The sequence below is a fragment of the Treponema sp. OMZ 798 genome, assembly GCF_024181385.1.
Lineage (GTDB): Bacteria > Spirochaetota > Spirochaetia > Treponematales > Treponemataceae > Treponema_B.
Genome location: NZ_CP051305.1, coordinates 2551774 through 2572501 on the forward strand (window position 1 = coordinate 2551774; position 20728 = coordinate 2572501).

Annotated in this window: 22 protein-coding genes; 5 read left to right on the plus strand and 17 right to left on the minus strand. The window is 36.5% G+C overall.

Going from position 1 to position 20728, the window contains the following annotated elements:
* Nucleotides 1-4: 4 nt before the first annotated feature.
* The 8 genes from E4O07_RS11805 to E4O07_RS11840 form a co-directional block, all read right to left on the minus strand.
* A complete protein-coding gene (locus E4O07_RS11805) occupies nt 5-1246 on the minus strand; it encodes a TraB/GumN family protein (RefSeq protein ID WP_253686077.1) in 1242 nt (413 codons plus the stop codon).
* Nucleotides 1247-1283: 37 nt separating this feature from the next.
* Nucleotides 1284-2036: a PLDc N-terminal domain-containing protein gene (locus E4O07_RS11810; RefSeq protein WP_253686079.1), complete on the minus strand. Its 753-nt coding sequence runs from the start codon at nt 2034-2036 to the stop codon at nt 1284-1286.
* Between the two features lie 47 nt (nt 2037-2083).
* A complete protein-coding gene (locus tag E4O07_RS11815) occupies nt 2084-2413 on the minus strand; it encodes a hypothetical protein (protein ID WP_253686081.1) in 330 nt (109 codons plus the stop codon).
* The gene (locus E4O07_RS11820) at nt 2400-2927 is read right to left on the minus strand and encodes an RNA polymerase sigma factor (RefSeq protein ID WP_253686083.1); all 528 of its coding nucleotides are present in this window, start codon (nt 2925-2927) and stop codon (nt 2400-2402) included. Before E4O07_RS11820 ends, E4O07_RS11815 begins: the two co-directional genes overlap by 14 nt.
* A 195-nt stretch (nt 2928-3122) precedes the next feature.
* Nucleotides 3123-4178 carry a ribonucleotide-diphosphate reductase subunit beta gene (locus E4O07_RS11825; RefSeq protein WP_253686085.1) on the minus strand — a complete coding sequence of 352 codons (1056 nt, stop codon included), beginning with the start codon at nt 4176-4178 and terminating at the stop codon, nt 3123-3125.
* Between the two features lie 11 nt (nt 4179-4189).
* Nucleotides 4190-5308 carry an AI-2E family transporter gene (locus E4O07_RS11830; RefSeq protein ID WP_253686087.1) on the minus strand — a complete coding sequence of 373 codons (1119 nt, stop codon included), beginning with the start codon at nt 5306-5308 and terminating at the stop codon, nt 4190-4192.
* Nucleotides 5308-6102 (minus strand): glucosamine-6-phosphate deaminase, encoded by a 795-nt coding sequence (gene nagB, locus E4O07_RS11835; protein ID WP_253686089.1) that lies wholly within the window; start codon nt 6100-6102, stop codon nt 5308-5310. The genes E4O07_RS11830 and nagB overlap by 1 nt, the downstream gene beginning before the upstream one ends.
* A gap of 90 nt (nt 6103-6192) precedes the next feature.
* Nucleotides 6193-7224, minus strand: coding sequence for a YeiH family protein (locus E4O07_RS11840; RefSeq protein ID WP_253686091.1), 1032 nt, complete (start codon nt 7222-7224; stop codon nt 6193-6195).
* A gap of 242 nt (nt 7225-7466) precedes the next feature.
* Between E4O07_RS11840 and E4O07_RS11845 the strand changes: the two genes are divergently transcribed.
* The 3 genes from E4O07_RS11845 (at nt 7467) to E4O07_RS11855 (ending at nt 12480) form a co-directional block, all read left to right on the plus strand.
* Nucleotides 7467-9584, plus strand: coding sequence for a methyl-accepting chemotaxis protein (locus E4O07_RS11845; protein ID WP_253686093.1), 2118 nt, complete (start codon nt 7467-7469; stop codon nt 9582-9584).
* Nucleotides 9585-9676: 92 nt separating this feature from the next.
* The gene (locus E4O07_RS11850; protein ID WP_253686095.1) at nt 9677-11056 is read left to right on the plus strand and encodes a tryptophanase; all 1380 of its coding nucleotides are present in this window, start codon (nt 9677-9679) and stop codon (nt 11054-11056) included.
* A gap of 98 nt (nt 11057-11154) precedes the next feature.
* Nucleotides 11155-12480, plus strand: coding sequence for a sodium-dependent transporter (locus tag E4O07_RS11855; RefSeq protein WP_253686097.1), 1326 nt, complete (start codon nt 11155-11157; stop codon nt 12478-12480).
* Nucleotides 12481-12566: 86 nt separating this feature from the next.
* Here the strand turns inward: E4O07_RS11855 and E4O07_RS11860 are convergent, their stop codons facing one another.
* From E4O07_RS11860 to E4O07_RS11895, 9 genes are all read right to left on the minus strand, one after another.
* On the minus strand, nt 12567-13184 hold the full coding sequence (locus tag E4O07_RS11860) for a DUF4143 domain-containing protein (RefSeq protein ID WP_253686099.1): 618 nt from the start codon (nt 13182-13184) through the stop codon (nt 12567-12569).
* Between the two features lie 64 nt (nt 13185-13248).
* Entirely contained in the window at nt 13249-13863 is a 615-nt protein-coding gene (locus E4O07_RS11865) for an ATP-binding protein (protein ID WP_253686101.1), read from the minus strand.
* 96 nt (nt 13864-13959) lie between these two features.
* A complete protein-coding gene (locus tag E4O07_RS11870) occupies nt 13960-14739 on the minus strand; it encodes an SDR family NAD(P)-dependent oxidoreductase (RefSeq protein ID WP_253686103.1) in 780 nt (259 codons plus the stop codon).
* A 5-nt stretch (nt 14740-14744) separates the two neighbouring features.
* Nucleotides 14745-15104 (minus strand): MerR family transcriptional regulator, encoded by a 360-nt coding sequence (locus E4O07_RS11875; protein WP_253686105.1) that lies wholly within the window; start codon nt 15102-15104, stop codon nt 14745-14747.
* Complete coding sequence (locus tag E4O07_RS11880; protein WP_253686107.1) at nt 15094-15924, minus strand: Vgb family protein; 831 nt, start codon at nt 15922-15924, stop codon at nt 15094-15096. Before E4O07_RS11880 ends, E4O07_RS11875 begins: the two co-directional genes overlap by 11 nt.
* Nucleotides 15925-16129: 205 nt before the next feature.
* On the minus strand, nt 16130-16663 hold the full coding sequence (locus E4O07_RS13535; RefSeq protein ID WP_371921927.1) for an HXXEE domain-containing protein: 534 nt from the start codon (nt 16661-16663) through the stop codon (nt 16130-16132).
* Nucleotides 16660-16923: a hypothetical protein gene (locus E4O07_RS11885; protein ID WP_253686109.1), complete on the minus strand. Its 264-nt coding sequence runs from the start codon at nt 16921-16923 to the stop codon at nt 16660-16662. Before E4O07_RS11885 ends, E4O07_RS13535 begins: the two co-directional genes overlap by 4 nt.
* Before the next feature lie 59 nt (nt 16924-16982).
* On the minus strand, nt 16983-17465 hold the full coding sequence (locus E4O07_RS11890) for a hypothetical protein (protein ID WP_253686111.1): 483 nt from the start codon (nt 17463-17465) through the stop codon (nt 16983-16985).
* A gap of 71 nt (nt 17466-17536) precedes the next feature.
* Nucleotides 17537-17998 (minus strand): flavodoxin domain-containing protein, encoded by a 462-nt coding sequence (locus E4O07_RS11895; RefSeq protein WP_253686113.1) that lies wholly within the window; start codon nt 17996-17998, stop codon nt 17537-17539.
* A 306-nt stretch (nt 17999-18304) separates the two neighbouring features.
* On the opposite strand from E4O07_RS11895, the gene E4O07_RS11900 reads away from it, so the two are divergent.
* Together E4O07_RS11900 and E4O07_RS11905 are read left to right on the plus strand one after the other, a co-directional pair.
* Complete coding sequence (locus E4O07_RS11900; RefSeq protein WP_253686115.1) at nt 18305-18877, plus strand: TetR/AcrR family transcriptional regulator; 573 nt, start codon at nt 18305-18307, stop codon at nt 18875-18877.
* 122 nt (nt 18878-18999) lie between these two features.
* Nucleotides 19000-20721 (plus strand): ABC transporter ATP-binding protein, encoded by a 1722-nt coding sequence (locus E4O07_RS11905; protein ID WP_253686117.1) that lies wholly within the window; start codon nt 19000-19002, stop codon nt 20719-20721.
* The last annotated feature ends 7 nt before the right edge of the window (nt 20722-20728 follow it).

Here is a 20728-nt window from a genome sequence, read left to right on the forward strand (position 1 = left end):
GCTCTTATTTAAATTCTACCTTTTTGCAAGCGGGAGAATTTTTTACCGTTATCAAATATTGATATAGATCGGTTATAAGAGTTTCTCCCGTTCCTGCTTTTTTTCCGCTGATATTCATTTTATTAAAAATGGCGTCCTTATAATTTAATCTGTATATGTATAAATTCCCCTTATCTTTTTCCAATATATCCTGATAGGAGGCGGTAAGATAAAAGATTTTATTTTCAAGTTTTTCCGATTTATAATCATTATGAGGATTAGAATACATACAATTTATATATTGAATCATAACAGATAATATTTTATCACTGTAAGATTTATTCGCTTTTATATATGAAGCAAATGGCAAAAGACCGTTTACCGGAGCTTGCCAAACATGAAAATTCCCCCATACTCCAAAATACTTATTTTTGCCGGTATCCAATATGCGGAAATTATCGTACATCATCTTATCTCTTTTTTTATTGAATTCATTTTGAGAGGCGGCGTAAAGCATTTTACTGCTTAAAATATTATCATTAATTAATTTTAATAATTGAAAATCTTTTTCACCTAAAACTTTTTCCCCCATTTCTTCATCAATGAGTAACTTATTACATTTTTGAGCAATAGAATAAATATCTTTATCTGCTTCCCCCATTATTATAAGCTTTTCCAATAAAGTTTTTATTTCCGAAAGATGTTTTAAATTTTCTTTTTCTCTAACTATCAAATACATGGCTGCATAAGCAAGGATCGGCTGGTGTTCTACATCTGCACCGATTATTTTTATACGATTTTCTTTTTGTTGAGTTTGATTGTATTTATATAATTTTCTATAAAAATCAAAATGATCTTGAGTACAAAAATAAGTTTTATATGTATGCTTTTTTATTTGGTTTAAGATTTTTTCATTTCCCGAATCCAAATATAGATTAATTAAAAAGGCTTGGCTTATTGGAATTTCTTCAAGCAGATGATTAAAATTATAATTTTTATGTAAATATTTTAAAAAATCGAATTTTAAAATATAGTTGGCCGAAACGGCATGATTTTCTCCTATCAGGATAATATCATAATTATTTAAATCTTCTTTTTCAAAAATTTTATCGAGATATTTTTTATCTTCAAAATTTATAGAAAACGTATTATCCTTTAAGGCTTCATAATAATCTTTTTCCGTGTACTCATTTTGCTCTTTTGACCCTAGAGCAAAACTTAAAAAAAAGAATAAAGCAAAAATAACTGTCAAAATATTTTTTTTCATTTTATACCTCTCATAAAAATTTTAATTTTAAATCAATTTAGCGGGCACTAAATTCAAAAGAACCCGATGCTTTACTGCATTTGATTTTGAGTTTAATTTTTTTACCGACATAATCGGACATATCGATTTCGGTGTTTAATATATTTCCGTCTTTATTATTATCAAAAGATTTAATTATCTTTTCACCGAAACTTATTTCTACCGAAATATTACCTGAATCTATATTCCATGAACATTTTAAGTTTTTACCTTCTTTTATTGTAAAGGTGTTGAATTTTTCGGAAGTTTTATATTTAAACGATGCCCTATATAGGTTATTAAAATTAGTTTGACTTTGCATAAGAGCTATGTCCGTATTCGGAAAAAAGTTTTCTATTTCGCCGTTTACAGCCGATTTAAAGATATAAATCGACAATATAATAGAAAAAATTAAACTCAAAAGGGTTAAAATACCTGCGGTAATCAGAGGCCAAAGATTTGCCTTACTTCTTTTATTTACGGCTTCCGAAACAGAGGGCATCTGTTTACCGCAACTTCCGCAATAAGGAATTCCGGCAGCCTGAGTAAATCCGCATGAAGAACATTTTATCCTCCTGCTTTTTCGAGCTGCTACAAGATAAAGAATGAGTCCGAGCACTGCCGATAAAAAAAATACGATTAAAACCCAAACCAAGGCTTCGTCATTTCTTTCTTGTGCATCCTTGTAAACCCAATATGCAATAAGAATGCGGGCAGCAAGTGCAAAAATCGATACTGTGATAATAACAGTAATAAGTGAAACAAAAAACATTTTTTCCTCCGTCTTCCATAAAATAAATAAAATTCTATTCAATATTTTTAAAATCCATATTGAACCGCTTTAGTACTATATTTTAACTTTAAAAGAATACTTAAAAAAATAGTGATGTTTATAATTCCTATCCCTAAGAATATAAAAAAAGGTCTAAATATAAAAAAAGGGAAAATCAAACCTATGTTTATAAAAATTATACCCAAAAAAATTGCGGTAATTATATTTATCAAAATAATAAATATAGGAACATCCAAAAGATTATTGTTTTGCATATTTATCTGTGCATAAATTTTTTTATTTATATGCAAAGGAGTTTTTTCACCTGTGTTTAAAATTTCACTTATCAAAATATCGGTTTTGTTATTTGATTCCATATCCGCTCTCCTCTATTATACTTTTTAAAATACTGCGGCCCTTATTAAGCCTGCTCTTTACCGTTCCTTCCGGTATATCTAAGTTTTTTGAAATATCGGCAATGCTCATATCCGCCGAATAGAACATTAAAATGCTTATCTTAATTTTTTCGGGCAAAGAAGAAACAGCCTTTTCGATTTCTTCTTTCAATTCTTTTTTTTCGAATTCGATTTCGGGTAAAACTTCATAAGGAGAAGAGAGAGATTCAAGTGCAGAACTCGAAGAGGGTGCAAGTTTAACTCTTCTAAAAAACTTACGAAATTTATTTTTATGTATTCCGACAGCAATCGAAAATAAAAAAGCCTTAGGATTTTTATCAAACGCTATTTTGTCTTGCAGTTTAATTGCTTTCAACATAGCTTCTTGATACAGATCTTCAGCATCAAGTCTTGTTTTTTCAAGCCTTAAACAAAAGCGCCAAAGAGAATCTCCCGCTTGATCAATCAAAAGGTTTAAATCGATTGTATTTTCCATTTTCAAATTCTTGACCAAAGGCCTCATACTAATATCGTCGCAAAAAAGCAAAAAGTTCAAATTTATTTTAATTTATACTTTTCAAGCTGTCAGACTTGTTTCTCGATTAATATATAGATATAATTATAGAATAGTTTTATGAGGAAAAGAGTATGCCTAAAATTTTTGAACCTGTTCGAGTTAAGAATATTGAATTTATAAATCATCCACCATTGCCGAGGACTTTGCATAGGCTGTAGACTTGGCTTCAAAGAAGTCCGTCTTAATCAGATTCGCATTGCTGTACTGGCTGACCCAGCTCATAGATTGGGGTTCTTCCCTGTGGCCGTCATAAATCGGAGCAAAGCCGAGATTTTCACATCTGAGGTTTCCCAAATATTGAATATAGTCGGTTACCATCTGACTGTTAAGCCCCGGAATATCGTTTCCTATGACGTAATTCCCCCAAGCTATTTCCTGCTCACAGCCTTCCTTTATCATGGCTCTAAAAAGCTCTATGGTTTCAGGAGTAAACAGCTGAGGTTCTTCCTTTTGCAGTTCCTGAATCATAGACCGGAAAAGCCAAAGGTGAGTATTTTCATCTCGGTTGATATAACGGATTTCCTGTACCGAACCGGGCATCTTATTGTTTCTTCCCAAATTATAAAAGAACATAAAACCGGAATAAAAATAAACGCCTTCCAAGATGTAGTTTGCAACGCAGACCTTTAAAAAAGCAAGAGCGCTCTTGTCGGTTTGAAATTCGTTGTATAGATCGCCGATAAATTTGTTTCTACGCAAAAGGTGTTCATCATCCTTCCATTGATATAAAATTTCGGTCCTCTCTTCGGGAGAACAAATTGTGTCAAGCATGTAGCTGTAGCTTTGCGAATGAACAGCTTCTTGAAAGGCCTGAATGGTAAGGCATAAGTTTACCTCATTGGCCGTTACATATTGTCCGACATTGGGAAGATTTGCGGTTTGAATACTGTCCAAAAAAATCAAAAAAGAAAGAATCTTATCGTAGGCTGTTTTTTCCGGTGCGGATAATTTTCGATAGTCTTGAACATCGGTGGTCATATTTATTTCTTCGGGTATCCAAAAATTATTCATAGCCTGCCTGTACCAATCGCTTGCCCATGAATACTTCATATTGTTAAAATCGTTTAGATTGGTGGTGTTCCCTCCGATCATCTTGCGTTTGTGAGTTTCTATATCTCCGTTTTCGTTAAACAATGCCTTATGCGGCAAAATAGTTTTTTCCGTTATCATAAATTTTCTCCTTATACTAAATGCTCAAAATTGTCATCGTCATTTTCTTTTTTTTCTTCTATATCCAAAGCCATATCCAAAATCGTAAAGAACAAAATTACAATCATCGGACCTAAAACGATTCCGTCGAATGAGAACATGCTTATTCCGCCCAGCATCGAAAAAAAGATTAAAAGAGGATGTATTTTTATTCTATCTTTTAAAAAGAAGGGACGTAAAAAATTATCCATAAAGCTGATTATCGAGCCTGCAACGACCAAAAAGATAAGCCCCTTTAGCAGACTGTCAGTGAAGCATAACCCGACTCCGACAGGAAACCAAATTAAGCCGCAGCCGACAAGGGGTAAAAATGAACTAAAAAAGGTTAAAATCGCAAGCAAGAGGGCACTTTGAACTCCAAATGCAAGATAGATAATTAAAGAGGCAAGACATTGGTAAAAGGAAACCAAGAAAAGTCCTTTAAAAAGATTTGTTGTAATTTCTCCTATTTTAGAAAACAGTTTGCCTGATGTTTCGTTATCTATCGGAATGGCATGTTTTAATAAACTGAAAAGATAGGCTCCGTCTACATAAAAAAAGTAAAGAGCAAAGGCAAAAAAAACAAGGGACAAAAAAAACGAACCCGCATTTTTTACAAGGTTTGTTGCATACCGCAAGATCCGATCCGAGGAGGCCGATAAAAGACTTAAAAATTCCTTTTGTAAATCAAGGTTTGAAATATCTACTGTTCCCATCGACAATCGGTTTACTGCGGCGGCTATATCGGTTTTTGAAAATCCGGAATCTGCATTGTTTATGTTTTCCAAAAAACTTTGAATATTTTGGACAAGAATTTTACCTTGACCGAATATTTTTATCACGACAAAAAACAAGACCCCTGCAACAACAAGAACCGTCATTATTGCAAAACAGCCTGCAAGCAATCTTTTTTTTATAGGAAAAGTTCTTTTTTCTTTGTTCATCTTGGCCAGTATTTTATTATATAAGGGGCTGACCAAAATATAAATTACAGCCGACCACAATAAAACACTTGCGTAAGGTAAAAATAGTTTACCCACAAGGATCAGCATTCCTGCAAGTAATACAAAAAACGAGATTGTTTGAAGCCTGTGCTTGTTTTCTTGATACATTAGTTTCTTTTTTCCTTTTCAATATCCAAAAAATATTTTACGGTTTTTACTTTAAGCTCATCGGTAGCCTCATCATCACAGATTATAATAGATTTAGGGTGAAGTTGTAAAGCGCTTACCGTCCAGACATGGCTTACCCCGCCCTCTATCGCCTGATGCACAGCTTCAGCCTTAGAGTGTCCTGTTGCCATTATCAACACTTCTTCGGCATCCATAATAGTGCCGATGCCTACAGTCAATGCTGTCTTTGGAACAAGGTCTTCATTTCCTTCAAAAAAGCGGGAATTCATTATGACGGTGTCCCGCGTTAGGGTTTTTTCCCTTGTGCGGGAAGTTAAAGAAGAATAGGGCTCATTAAAAGCTATGTGTCCGTCAGCTCCTATGCCGCCTAAAAATAAGTGAATTTTTCCGTAAGAGCGGATTGCCTTTTCATAATCTTCACATTCTTTTTTCTTATCTTTTGCCATTCCGTTTAATATATGGATATTTTTAGGATCAATATCGATGTGATTAAAAAAATTATCCATCATAAAATAATGATAACTCTGAGGATGAGATGCCTCCAAGCCCACATATTCATCCATATTAAAAGTAACTACATGCTTAAAAGATAGAAGACCTTCTTTGTGTTTTTTTATAAGTTCTTTATAGACACCTAAGGGAGTTGAACCGGTGGGCAGACCTAGAACAAAGGGTCTTTCCTTGGTAGGATTAAATTCGATAATTTTATTGCCTATATAATCGGCAGCCCATTTTGAACAATCATCATAATTCTTCTTTATAATAAGTCTCATAGAGTTTCTCCTCTTAGACTAAAATCTAAGGTCTAAATAATACAAAAAAATTGAGGTTTAGTAAAGAAATAAGGATGCGTTTTTGGAATTTTACCAGATACCCATAACTTTTTGCATAAGCAGGCTTACAAGGGTGATGGATATCCAACAACTCGCCCCTAAAAAAAGAGGTTTACCGCCTGTTTTTATTAACTTTAATATATTACTGTTAAGGCCGACAGCCGCCATTGCGGTAGTAATAAGCACCTTACTCAAGGTTTTTGCCGGAGCAAAAAAAGATGACGGGACTCCTAAATTAGATAAAATTGCTGTGATAACCGAAAGAGCAATAAAATACAAGATAAAGAAAGGAAAAATTTTTTTTAGATCTACCTTTTTTTCAGCCGAATTTTTCATCTCTCTTACTCTTAAAAAAGCAAGCGAAAAGGTAATTGGGATGATGGCGAGAGTTCGTGTAAGTTTTACTGTTACAGCCTTATCCAATGTTTGAGAGCCTAGATTCCACATACTGTCCCAAACAGCAGCTGCGGCTGTTACTGAAGATGTGTCGTTTATTGCCGTACCTGCAAAAACACCAAAGGACTCTCCTGATGCTGTATCAAAACCTAAGAACCTTCCAAGAGTTGGAAAAACAAGGGCAGCAAGAACATTAAAAAAGAAGATAACCGAAATTGCCTGAGCAGCGTCTTCGGCATCTGCATCAATTACAGAAGCAGAAGCTGCAACAGCCGACCCTCCGCAAATTGAAGAGCCCACTCCGATCAATATTGCCGTATTTTTTTTCAGTTTCATCAGTTTATAAAGAATAAATGCAATAAGAAGAGATATTCCTATTGTACATATAATAATGGGAAGAGACTGGGCTCCTGTTTTAAGAATCGCTGTGTAATTTAAACCGGCTCCTAAAAGGACAACAGCCCATTGAAGAATTTTTTTTGAAACAAAAGTAATTCCGGCCGTTGCCTGTCCTTTATTTTTCCATAAAAGAGTAATAGTCATTCCTATAAGAAGTGCTATTACCGGCGCCCCGGCTAGCGGAAATATTTTGCCCAAAAACCATGCAGGTAAACAAATCAATGTACATACTAAGATACCTAAGAAATTCTTTTTTATTGCTTCCATAAATAAATTCTCCAGTTTGCCGGAATTATATGATTATAAATCTTATATACTTATAATGTCAATATTATAGACTTAAACATAAAAAAAATATTGATAAAATTTTATTTTTTTTATCTTAATCACTAGAAAAAAAATTTGAAATATGATAGCTTCATGTAAGCATATCTTAACTGTATATTTTATAAGTATCCTAATTTATAAATCGTAATCAAAATACTCTAACATTAAACAGGGAGCCTATTATGGTAAACTTAAAAAAGAACCGAAATAAGACTCGTTTTTCTATTTTGAATAAACTTGTTATTTTTTTTGGTATGTTAATTCTGATTGCAGGCTTTACAATGGGAACTGCAGCACTTTATATTGCAAAATCAGCCTTAAACGAAAAAATAGATAATTCACTGATAGCCAAAGCTGTAGATACGGCAGAAATAATGGATGGAAGGGTAAATGCCTTTGTTCAATTTTTAGAAGGATTAGCTCGAATGCCCGCTCTGAGAGACAATTCTCTCTCATATGTCGAAAAAGCCCAAAGTCTTATCAATGAAGCGGCTATGCATCCCCATATCGAATTCTTTGGAGTGTGCGATCTAAATGGAATGCGATATTCTTCAAATGGACATTTTTCAAACGTCAGTGACATAGACTGGTACAAGATATCAAAGCACGGAATTCCATTTGTAGCAGAACCGGCTGTAAGTGTTGAAACAAAGAAAATGCAGATTATGGTTGCAGTACCTATATTCGATAACGATAAAAAAGTTACAGGCGTTTTAAGTGTAGGTACAAATGCCTTTATTATATCGGAGTTTATTCATGATATACTAATCGGAGAAACAGGAGGCTGTTACATTCTCGGCCGAAATGGATCAGTCATAGCTCATAAGAACACAAACCTTGTTGCATCTAAGACAAATAGAGTAAAAGAAGTTATTACTGATGAGCACCTAAGAGAAATAGCCGACTTTGAAAAAGAAGCAATTAATTCAAATATTTCCAAAACAGGTCTTTTTACTCATGAAAATGAAAAACATATCGCATCTTTTGCCCGCATGGGCTCAACTGCATGGACTGTAGTCATAAGTGCTCCCATCCATGAATTAACCGGAAGTATAAAAACATTAAAAAGCACGATGAGAATTCTATGGTTTTTAATGATTATAGTATCAATAATTATTACTATTGTACTAGCTCTTACAATAGTAAGACCTATAAAAAATGTTGTAGACGCACTTAAAGATATCGCCGAGGGAGAAGGAGATCTAACTGTACAGCTTCCCATAAAAGGAAACGATGAACTATCTGATCTTTCTATTTACTTTAATAATACCATACGTAAAATAGGTGATTCTGTAAGACTCTTTGGTACAAGCACAGATACAATGCAGCAAATAGGTAACGAACTTGCTTCCAATATGACGGAAACGGCAAGTGCAATTAATCAGATAAGCGCCAATATAGACGGTGTAAAGCATCAGACCCTTACACAGGCAGCAAGCGTAAATGAAACAGCCGCTACTATCGATCAAATAGTAAAGACAATTCAGCAATTAAATGATGCTATAGGATTACAAGCAGTAAGTGTTGCCAGATCTTCTTCTGCTGTGGAACAAATGGTCAGCAATATATCTTCAATAAATCAAACTCTTAAAAAAACCGATGATGCCATCAAAACTCTTGCGGATGCGACTGCCGATGGAAAAGGCTCTTTAACGGAGTCAAACAGTATTACCCAGAAAATAGCCGAAGAGTCGGGAAGCTTGATTGAAGCTTCAAGCGTTATTCAACATATTGCAAGCCAAACGAACTTGCTTGCAATGAATGCAGCAATTGAAGCCGCTCATGCAGGTGAATCGGGAAAAGGCTTCGCTGTTGTAGCAGATGAGATTCGAAAACTGGCAGAAGAGTCTAGTGCACAAGGAAAAACGATAACAACAACCCTTAAGGTTCTAAGTAAAGAAATAGAATCCCTTTCTTCATCTTCAAAAATTGCAGAAAATAAATTTGATGTCATTTTTGGCCTTTCCGATCAAGTAAAAAAGATGAGCACCTCTTTAATGGAAGCTATGAAGGAACAAGAACAAGGAAGCCAAGAAATACTTAGCACAATTAAGGACATAACAGCAGTAACATCAAAAGTAACGGGAGGCTCTGCCGAGATGATGGCAGGCGGAAAAAATGTTGCAATTGAAATGCAAAAACTTGACGGCCTCACACGTCTGATAACCGACAGCGTAAATGAAATGGCGGCAGGAGCTTCACAAATAAATCAAGCAACACAGGAGGTAAATGAAATCAGCCAAAAAAACCGACAAAGCATAGAAAACTTAGTAGACGAGGTAGGGAAATTTAAAGTCTAAGTTATAAAACTTAAGAATTCAAAAAAAAGGCTTGACAGTAAAAAAAAGGGGTGGTACACTATAAGCCATAATAACTTATAGGAGGCTTTTTAATGAAAAAGTATGTACCGGAACCTTTTAGAATTAAAATGGTTGAACCCATCAAAATGACAACGCGCGAGGACCGCATTAAGTATCTTGAAAAAGCAAAGTACAATATGTTTAACTTACGCGGTGAAGATGTCTACATTGACTTATTGACAGACAGCGGGACAAACGCAATGAGTGATAAGCAGTGGGGCGGAGTTATGGTAGGAGATGAGGCCTATGCCGGAGGAAAAAGCTATTTCAAATTAGTTGAAGCCGGTCAGGATATTTTCGGATATGAATTTATCCAGCCCGTTCATCAGGGTCGTGCTGCAGAAAAAGTATTATTCCCCTTGCTGCTTAAAAAAGGTCAAGTGGCTATTTCAAATATGTTCTTTGATACGACCAGAGCTCATGTAACTCTGGCAGGCGGAAGGCCTCTGGACTGCGTATGCAAAGAAGCAAAAAAACCTTCCGAATATGCTCCTTTTAAGGGAAATATGGATGTTGAAAAACTTGAACAGCTTATTAACGAACACGGAAAAGAAAAAGTCGGCATGATTGTAATGACAATTACAAACAACTCTGCCGGCGGACAGGCTGTTTCAATCCAGAACATTCGTGATGTTGCCAAAGTAGCAAAAAAATACGGTATTTTATTCAATATCGACGCTGCACGATTTGCAGAAAACGCATACTTTGTAAAACAAAGAGAAGAAGAATTCAAGAATAAGTCCATCAAAGAAATTATCCGTGAAATGTTCAGCTATGCCGACACCTTTACAATGAGCGCCAAAAAAGATGCTATCGTTAATATGGGCGGTTTGATTGGTATTAAAAACAATCAAGAAATCTATCAAATGATTAAGGGTAACTGTATTTCTTTTGAAGGCTTTATCACTTACGGAGGTCTTGCCGGACGCGATCTTGAAGCCCTGGCCATCGGCTTATATGAAGGCATTGACGAAGAATATTTAAAATATCGAAATGCTTCTATGGAGTATCTTGCTTCTCAGCTTCTTGATGCCGGTATTGCCATTCAAAACCCGGCAGGCGGGCACGGCGTTTATGTTGATGCCAATGCAATGTTCCCCCATATTCCATATTACGAATTTCCAGGTCACACTCTCTGCGTCGAGTTGTATAAAGAAGCAGGAATCCGAACATGCGATATCGGTTCCTTTATGCTCGGAAACGACCCCGAAACCGGAGAACAAATCAAATCGGAATTCGAATTTGCCCGTCTTGCAATTCCGAGACGAGTATATACACAGTCTCACTTAGATGTTATTGCAGGAGCTTTAATCAACATTAAAGAAAGAGCATCACAAGTTAAAGGCTATAAAATTATTTGGGAACCGCCGATTTTAAGACACTTCCAAGCTCATTTGGAACCTATAAAATAATCGGTAATTTATAAAATAACCGAATATCGGACGGATGACTATTGATTATCCGTCCAAACATCGGATGTATGGTGTATTTATAAAATAAGGAGGTTTATATGGCAAACATAGAATCAAAGCGAGATCACTTTAATTCTAAGTGGGGCTTTATTCTTGCTTGTATCGGGTCCGCTGTCGGTATGGGGAACATTTGGCTTTTTCCCTTCCGTGTCGGACAATTCGGAGGAGCGGCGTTTTTAATTCCGTACTTCATCTTTGTTGCAGTTATCGGTTATACCGGTGTCGTTGAAGAAATGTGCTTCGGCAGGGCTATGAAAACAGGGCCTCATGGTGCATTTTTAAAAGCAACAAGAATGAGAGGAAGTGAAGCCGGTAATTATATCGGTTGGATTCCGGTTATCGGATCCTTAGGCATCGCTATCGGATACACTGTCGTTGTAGGATGGATTATCCGTTTTACGGTCGGAGCTTTTACAGGTTCAATGCTTGCTGCAGAAAACAGCGGTGCATATTTCGGATCTATCGCAGGGCCCTTATCCAGTCTACCCTGGCACATTATTGCAATTGCAGTTTCATTTTTAGTAATGGTCGCAGGAGTTTCATCCGGTATCGAAAAGATTAACAAAATCATGATGCCCACCTTCTTTGCTTTGTTTATCATTCTTGCAATCAGAGTTGCAACACTGCCCAAAGCAATGGAAGGCTATAAATTCCTTTTCAAAACGGATTGGTCCGCATTAGGCAATATTAAAACTTGGGTATTTGCCTTAGGTCAGGCATTCTTCTCGCTGTCGTTAGCAGGAAGCGGTACGGTTGTATACGGAAGCTATCTGAAAGATACGGAGGACGCTCCCACCAGTGCAAAGTATACAGCAATCTTTGATACACTTGCAGCTATGATTGCCGCCTTGGTTATCATCCCTGCCGTTTTTGCTTATGACCTGGAACCCTCCGCAGGACCGCCCTTGATGTTCATCACAATGCCTATGATCTTCAAAGAAATGCCTGCCGGTACTTTGTTTTCTATTATATTCTTTATTGCCGTATTGTTTGCCGGTATTACATCGCTAATCAACCTATATGAAACACCTGTAGAACTCATGCAGCAAAAGTTTAAGCTCAGCCGAAAAGCCGCCCTCGCAATAGTTCTTGGTCTCGGCTTTGCAGTAGGTTTAGTAGTTGAAGACGGAAACATACTCGGTACATGGATGGATGTAATCAGTATTTACATAATTCCGCTCGGAGCCTTGCTTGCCGGTATCATGTTCTTCTGGGTTGCCGGTAAGGACTTTGTTCTTGACGAAGTTTCAAAGGGCAGACTCAAGAGAATCGGAGATTCATATTCTATTCAAGGAAAATACATATATTGCGGTTTAACCTTAATAGTTTATATTCTCGGTATCTTCTATGGAGGCATCGGCTAGAGTAAGCCGGTCTTTTAAAGACACAACCAAAACCGATTAGTCCTACGGATTAATCGGTTTTTTCTTTAAAAAAGTAAGGCAGGAAATCAAATACAAAAGGCGGCATATAGCGGGACAATCTTTTTTTTATTTTCAAAGCCGAAATTTTTTGAAGAAAGTTTTATGGCATATTCGGGATTATATGTGTCCATATATACCTTTAAACTCTTGGCTCTGGTATTGTCCGCCGATTTTACCTCAATGGGAATAATCTTATCTTTCCGTTTTATTATAAAATCTATTTCTGCTTCTCTTTCGGATTCCCAATAATAAGTTCGATAGCCGTTTATAGAAAGCTGAACCTGCACATAATTTTCCGTCATGCCGCCCTTAAAATCATTTAGTTCATCATTCATATAAAGTATGTCGTTTGCCGATAAGTCTTTTTTTGCAAACAAAAGCCCTAAGTCGGATACATAAACTTTAAAAGAATCTATATCGCGATAGTTTTCAAGCGGCTTTTTTATTTGGCTTACCTTATAAACAAGGGATACAATTCCTGACAGAGACAGCCATTCAATTGCATTCTTAAATTCGGCCGCCCTTCCTCCTTTTTTTATCATCTTATATTGAAAGCGTGTATTCTTTTTTGATAACTGAACGGTTATGTTGTCATAGGTTAATCTGGTCTTTTTTATTTCGTTTAAATTATTATACTTACTCATATCATTTAGATAGCTTGCCAGTATAGTGTCTTGAGTATGCCGAACAAGGATGTAATCCTCCGTTTCAATAAAGAGTTTTACACATTCGGGGCATTCCTCCCACAATGAGGTATTTTCTATAGAGTTCCATTGCCTTATCGTGCAAGGCCGAAGGGAGGGGATTATTTGTATCAAAGCTTTTTTTTATTTCTTTTACCAGAACTGCTTCTCCCACAGCGAGTAGGAATTCTTCAATATCCATAGGATGGAGTGTTTTCATATCAACCTTTCCAACCGGAAAAGAAAATTTTTTTCTGCTCACGGCAACACCGAGAAGACTTCCGGCAACCAGAATATGATACTCAGGTGCTTTTTCATAAAAGTATTTTAATGCTGTCAGCGCCTCTTCACAAAGCTGAATTTCATCAAATACAATCAAGGTTTTTTCTTTTACAATGGACTCTCCGGAAATATGAGAAAGTATGGGGAGTAAATAATCGGGTTTCAAATTTTCTTTAAAGGTTTCATTTAATTTAGGATTCATCTCAAAATTGAAATAGGCTACATTTTCATAATTTTCTCTGCCGAATTCTAAGATAGAATAGGTTTTACCCACCTGTCTTGCTCCTTGTAATATTAGAGGCTTACGATGCTTGTTGTTCTTCCATTTTTCCAAATCTTTGCTGATTTTTCTGTACATAGCCTATTTTCCTGTAGTTCATAGTAAAATTATAGCAAATATTCATGTATTTATCAAGGATAAATTTATAAAAAATTGCATTAAACCCCATCAATCCTATACCTTTTGCAAAGTCTGCGGTTTTTGGACATAGGGAAAACGGTAATCGGATAGGCTGAACTCAAAGGTTTCTCTGTTTACTATGCCGAGCGGTTTGTCGCTGTCGTACAGCTGCATGAGAAACTCTACCGCCTGAGCGCACGAGTGGTAGGTTCCGAATGCTTTGTCGTAATCGTAGTCTGTGATGTCATTGGCGATATTGCCGAAGTTTGTTTTTGTGGCGTCGGGGGCAAAAACCTTTGCCTGCATTTTCGCGCCCGCTGCGCTCAATTCGCGGCTTAAGCCTTCGGTAAAGGAGGCGGCAAAAAATTTCGTTGCGCAATAGCTAACCGCAGACGGGACAATCGTATACCCGCCGACGGACGACACGTTGATAAGCTGGGTATTTTCTTTATTTGCAAAATCCCGCACATACAAAGCCGAAAAAAGCGCAACCGCTTCTACATTGAGCTTCAACATATCTTCCAGTTTTGCAAGGTTTTGATTTTCCACGCTGCAATAATCGCCGAAGCCTGCATTGTTTATCCATGTTTCGATATCCAGCTCCTTTACCGAATTGTATAGGGCATAGATATTTTCTTTTTCGGTAAGGTCGTATACCTTAATGATGACCTCCGCCGAAGCATTGCCGGCTCCGGCAATTTCGGTTTTCAACTTTTCAAGTTTCTCTTTAGTGCGTGCAACCGCAATGATGTTTTTCCCGCGCTGCGCAAACCGCTTTGCCGCTTCGTATCCGATACCTGAACTTGCACCAGTGATAACTACGTATTTTTTCATCTTTTTTACCTCTTTAGAGTTAATTTTTTATAGTATTCGATTTTTTCACGGATTTTTGCTAAGCTGTGTGTTTTGGTTTCAAGTTCCGCTAAAAGACGCTTTTCGTGTTCTTGGAGCATTTTAAGCCGCTCGGGTGCGGTGCTCTCTCCCTTTTCACGAAGTTCGGCAAACTCGGCTATCTGTGCTATGGGCATACCGGTTGCTTTTAAGCGGAATACAAATTCCATCCAAGCGATGTCGGTCTCCGTAAATTCCCGATAACCGTTTTTTCTTCTGCGAATGGGTTTTAACACGCCTATTCTTTCATAATAGCGGAGCGCCGAATCGCTTACGCCGAGTTTAAAGGCAAATTCTTTAATCGTCATGGCTGTTCCCTTCAAAGGTAATTTTATAGAGCGAATTATCTCCCCACGCTGCGATGTACAGTTCCTTTGAATCGGCTGCGGCGATGAGTCCGACAGGAGAAACCGGTTTGTCGGTAAGCTGTTCGGTTTTTCCGTCCGTAAGCGAAATGCGGTAGAGCCCCTTGCCGCCGTAATCGACGGTCAAAACGGAATCAGGCTGAAACGGATCGGGAATGAGTCCCGCTGCCGGTGCATTCAGCGTTTTACTCAAAACGGTGAGCTTGGCATTTTTTGCTTGGTAAAGGTAGATTGTTCCGGTGATGTCGTTAATGACATAGCGGTCTTTGCCCGTCTGAATAGCCGCAACCGGAGTGGTTAAGCCCTTATCGGCAAGTACCGAGATTTTTCCTTCCGGCGATACGGAAAGAACTCTGCTTTTTCCCCGCTCGGCGACAAGCAGGTTGCCGTTATCATCAAAGGTTATACCGGCAACAACACTGAGCCCTGAAATAAAAGTGCTTTTTTTACCGTTTTGCACTTTGTAGATTACGCCCCCGCTGTAGGTTGCTATGTATAAAGCGTCCTTGGTGTCGATTGTAAGACCAGAAGGAGAAGGAATATCTTTTATAACCGTTTCTATTTTTCCCGAGCGGTAGCGGTCAATTCGTCCTGCACTCCAGTTTGCAATGTACAAATAGCCCTTGCTGTCAAAAGCCATTCCGACAGGGGCGGAAAGAGATGAAGCTAATTTTTTTATCCCGATGTGCTCTTTTGCAAAAAGATTACAGTGTGCCAAAACAGCCGTACCGATTAAAAAAATACCCATGTGAATTTTATTCATATTAAAACCTCCTGATTTATGTATCTTTTAATAATATAAACCTTGCAGTTAGGTTCAAGGCAAGCGGTTTTTGGAAAATATTTTGTAGAAGAGGGGGAATTTTTGAAAGGATTCTATAAGTTTATAAAAGAGTGGTTCTAATTCTGAATACATATATTTCGGATTAGATTAAATAAATTCTTACAAATTTTCACCGATTATGTTATCAGCTAAACTTATCCTCTAATTTTCCCATTAACCAATGTATGAAAACGAGATTTCCTATCATTATAATGCAGCTCAATATTGAATAAAAAATTATTCTTGAAAAGATAAATTGCTTCCATATATTTACCAATATAGCTATGGATATTGGGGTACATATTAAGCTTGTAGCCAATGAAGGGATATATCTTTTTATAAATAGTGCCTGAAAAATATGAACAATCATATGTAAAACAAAGGCGATAAAACATCCGAGCCATAAATAATACCAATTAGTCAAAAAAGAAATAATACAGATAATCAGAATAAGTATATATTCTTCCGCAACGCCGAATGCAAATGCCGCCGTTGAGATTTTTTTCATGTGATTAATAACAGGTATAAATCTTGACGGTACTATTGCTTGCAGATAGTTTTCGTTTTTTTGAATCCAATATTTAATGAAAATAATTTCTTCAAAATCGTGAAGTATAAAGAGTAAGGGAAAAGACCATATAATGATGTGCATGTCATTCATAATAGTTAATTTCATCATTCTTCCAAAATACTTTCTACCAATTTACAGGTGTCCATCAGCTTCAGTTTATAAATTTTAGTATCGCTAATTATTTCATCATAAAAGTTTTGTAAGGTATGAGCGGGCGATAAAGTCCATAATTTATAAGGGGCAAGTTTTATCTTTCCTATTTTTTTTAAATAGGGTAATAAAAGCTCCACATCTTTATGATTGAGCCAACGATCCGTTTTAAGTGCATATTCGGTATTTATTTTGCCGCAAGCAATTTTACTGTTCATAAAATTTTCCATTGAGGGCAGTGTATTTTGCAATAATCTGGTACACGCTAAGTGATATTCTATTTTCCTGGGAGTTTGGTCCACAGAAGATACAAAACAAGCCCATACCCTTGGGGCATCTCAATTGCTAAAACATCACCTACTTGGAAAAAAGGCTCTTTTTGTTTTTTAAGCTTCGGTTTTTTGATGGGTTTTTTATTTTCACTTTGAAGTTGTATTGCTAATTTATCAAGAACTTTTTGCCGCTGCTTTTGAGCCTTTGGATCTATCTTATTCCAAATTTCGCTTGCACCTTTGGATAAGATCGACATTGTTTTTTGCTTAATTGTTTCATCCAAAAAGCCTATTTTCCATAAAGAATAAGCAAAAGCAGTCCAATAAATTTCAGTATAGAGTTCGTCTATACAAAAATTTTCTTCTTCCTTTATCCATTTTTGTTTGATTTTTTCTACATCTTCGCCGTCTTTATAACGCTCTGTGATATCGTTGTAGATATCATAGGCACTGTCGCTGTCTATAATTTCTATACCGTCTATTGCCATATTAAACACATCCTTTTTAAACAATTTTATAAATTATCGGCAAGGTCGTATGCGTTAATGATAATCTCCGCCTACATCGGCGTTTTCGCTTCAAGATTTTTCACAAATGCAACGGCATTTTCAATATCCTTAGTATTGGGATGTCCCTTTGCCAATCCGCCGAAGAATTTAAATAGGCCGTAGGTGTCGAAGCCCTTGCATTCAAAAGCTCCTAAAACTTCAAAACCTTTGTCTTGTAGATAAGAAGAGAATTTTTTTGCATATCGTCCTTTTCCAATTCCGCTGGTACAAAGTACAAAAGTTTTCTTAGGTATATCTGCTTCGTGATTTTCTAAAAATGTATAAATTGATTGATGGAATTTCCCCATATATATTCCTGAGGCAAAACCTATTGTTTCATATTTTGAAAAATCTACTTCTTTTATTTTATTAATATTGAAAATATCGATTTCTATCTCTTTTGAAATTTCTGTTAGTAATTTTTCTGTGTTTTTATGATGAATTGAAGCGTAGATGATGACGGTTTTGTTCATGATTATCTCCTGAAAGTAAAATTTATTTTATCTCTACTGATTAGAATAGTTAATATTATTTTTTTCATGCTCTGCCTCTCTTTATTGGAGGTATTATATAGTAATAGGAAGAATGTTGCAATTGCTTAGAGACCTTTTCCGTGTTTTTAATTGAAAGAGCTGCATCCATTCTTTATAAGAAATACGGGAGAATCTTATCGTATATCTTGTAAAACTTCGTTAATAAATTTTGTTTACCTCTATTGACAAATATTGAATAAAGATTTATTATTAAATTAGAATTCAGTTTTAAGATAGGATAAAAAAATGGCCCAAGTATTAAAAGAAGAAATTAAAAATAAAATACTCGCAGCAGCGGTAAAGGTCTTTTATGAAAAAGATTATAGGTCTGCAAAACTCACGGACATTGCGGAAAAAGCCGATGTTCCCGTCGCCCTTATTTACACATATTTTAAAGATAAAGCTTCTTTGTTTGACGAAACGGTCGGCGGTATTCTTAATCGAATTATTAAAATGATGGAAGATGAAGAAAAAATGGAAGCCGGCAGCCCTTACGAAAGATTTACCCAAGGCGGAGGCATTCAGCTTCCGGAGCTTTTACGGGAAAGAATCAAGCTCATTATTTTAATTGATAAAAGTTCGGGAACCAAACATGAAAGTGCAAAAGATATGTGGGTTAAGCGGTTGGAGCAGCATATAAAAGACGGCTTAAAACGGTATTCAAAAACCAAGCACGATCCCATGCTTGCCCATATTTTGGCAAATAATTATGTGGAAAATCTGATGGAAATTGCAAGGCACTATAAAAATGAAAAATGGGCCGAAGACATGCTCTTTGTTCTTAACAAGTGTTATTTTAACGGCGTTGAGTCACTGTAATTTAAATGTTCTCATTTTATGAGGATCAAAAAACGGTAAAAACTGACTTTGAAGTTAGCAAGAGAAAACTTTTAGCTTAATATTGAATTAAAATTCAATATTATTCAATTTTAGGAGTTTGTATGAATGAAAAAGAATTGAAAAAACAGGTAACAGGTAAAAACTTTTTACCCAATCTGCTGCTTGCGCTTAAAATAGTATTTGACCTGATACCGCAGGTTTTATTGGTGCTGATGATAAGCAAATTATTTTCAAAAGAAATTACACAACCGCATTTTAAAATGTTCATTACGGGTATGCTGATTTCTTTTGTTTTAAAAGCTGTGTTTAACTATCTTGCAACAAAGACAGCTCATGACAGAGCTTTCGGCAAATTGACGGAGTTACGGCTTGCAATAATCGATCACTTAAAAAAACTCACTTTAGGCTTTTTTAAAAAGCATAACACGGGCGAGCTTACCAGTATTATCGAACACGATGTAGAGCAGGTCGAAATATATCTTGCTCACGGGCTTCCTGAAATTATGTCGGCAACCCTTCTTCCCGCCTTGGTTTTTATTGCAATGCTTTTTATAGATTACAGACTTGCTTTGATAATGATTGCAGGGGTTCCGCTCATGTTTCTTGTAAAAGAATTATCCGCAAAGACAATGCAAAAAAGATTTCAAATGTATTTTTCAAGAGAGATGAAGATGAGGGAAGACATGATGGAATATGTAAAAAACATTGCCGTCATAAAGGCTTTTGCAAAAGAAGAAAGCTTTAGCGGACAAACTTTGGCTTCTGCACGCTCTTATGTTCAGGATGTAAAAAAGAGTATGGGAGCCGTTACGGGTCCGATGGTTCTCATAGATATTTTTATGGAAGCCGGGACCGTTGCGGTTATGATTTTAGGAAGCATTTTGCTCTTACATCAAAATATTTCTACGGCGCAATTTATACTGTCCGTTATTTTATCTTCGGTCTTTGTGTCGGCGATAAGTAAAACGGCAACCCTTCATCATTTTTCCATCGTGTTTACCGAAAAAATCAAAAGCATAGCCAAGATTTTATGCACTCCTCTTTCAAAAGAAAAAATCAGCGAACAATTAAAACCCGGCGACATAGAATTTACAAATGTAAATTTTAAGTACGAAAAAGACGGTTTTGCCTTACAAGATATCAATTTAAAATTTACGGAAACCGGTTTAAATGCTCTTGTCGGTCCGAGCGGCTGCGGTAAAAGCACCCTTGCAAACCTTATAATGGGCTTTTGGGATGTCGATTCAGGTTTGCTCACCATTTCGGGCAAAGATATTTCGCGCTATGACACGGACAGTATTTCCACCCTTATAGGAAGTGTCCAGCAGGAAGTTATCCTTTTTAATATGAGTATCTTTGAAAATATCGCAATCGGTAAGGCGGGGGCTTCCGAGGCTGAAGTTATAGAAGCCGCTAAAAAAGCACGCTGCCATGATTTTATTTCCGCCCTGCCTAGGGGTTACAACACAAAAGTCGGCGAGATGGGTGTAAAACTTTCAGGCGGAGAAAAACAGCGCATTTCCATCGCACGAATGATTCTTAAAAATGCTCCAATTTTAATTTTGGATGAAGCGATGGCCGCCGTTGACAGCGAAAACGAAAAACTCATAAACGAAGCCGTCGAAGAATTAAGAAAAAATAAAACGGTCATCACGATAGCCCATCATCTGAACACAATCCGCAACGCCGATCAAATTGTAGTTATGGACAAGGGCAGCATTTTGGATTCGGGAACACATACCGAATTGATAAACCGCTGTCCCTTTTATAAAGAAATGGTAGACGCTCAAAATAAAGTGGACAGCTGGAACGTTGCAGGGTAATTATAGG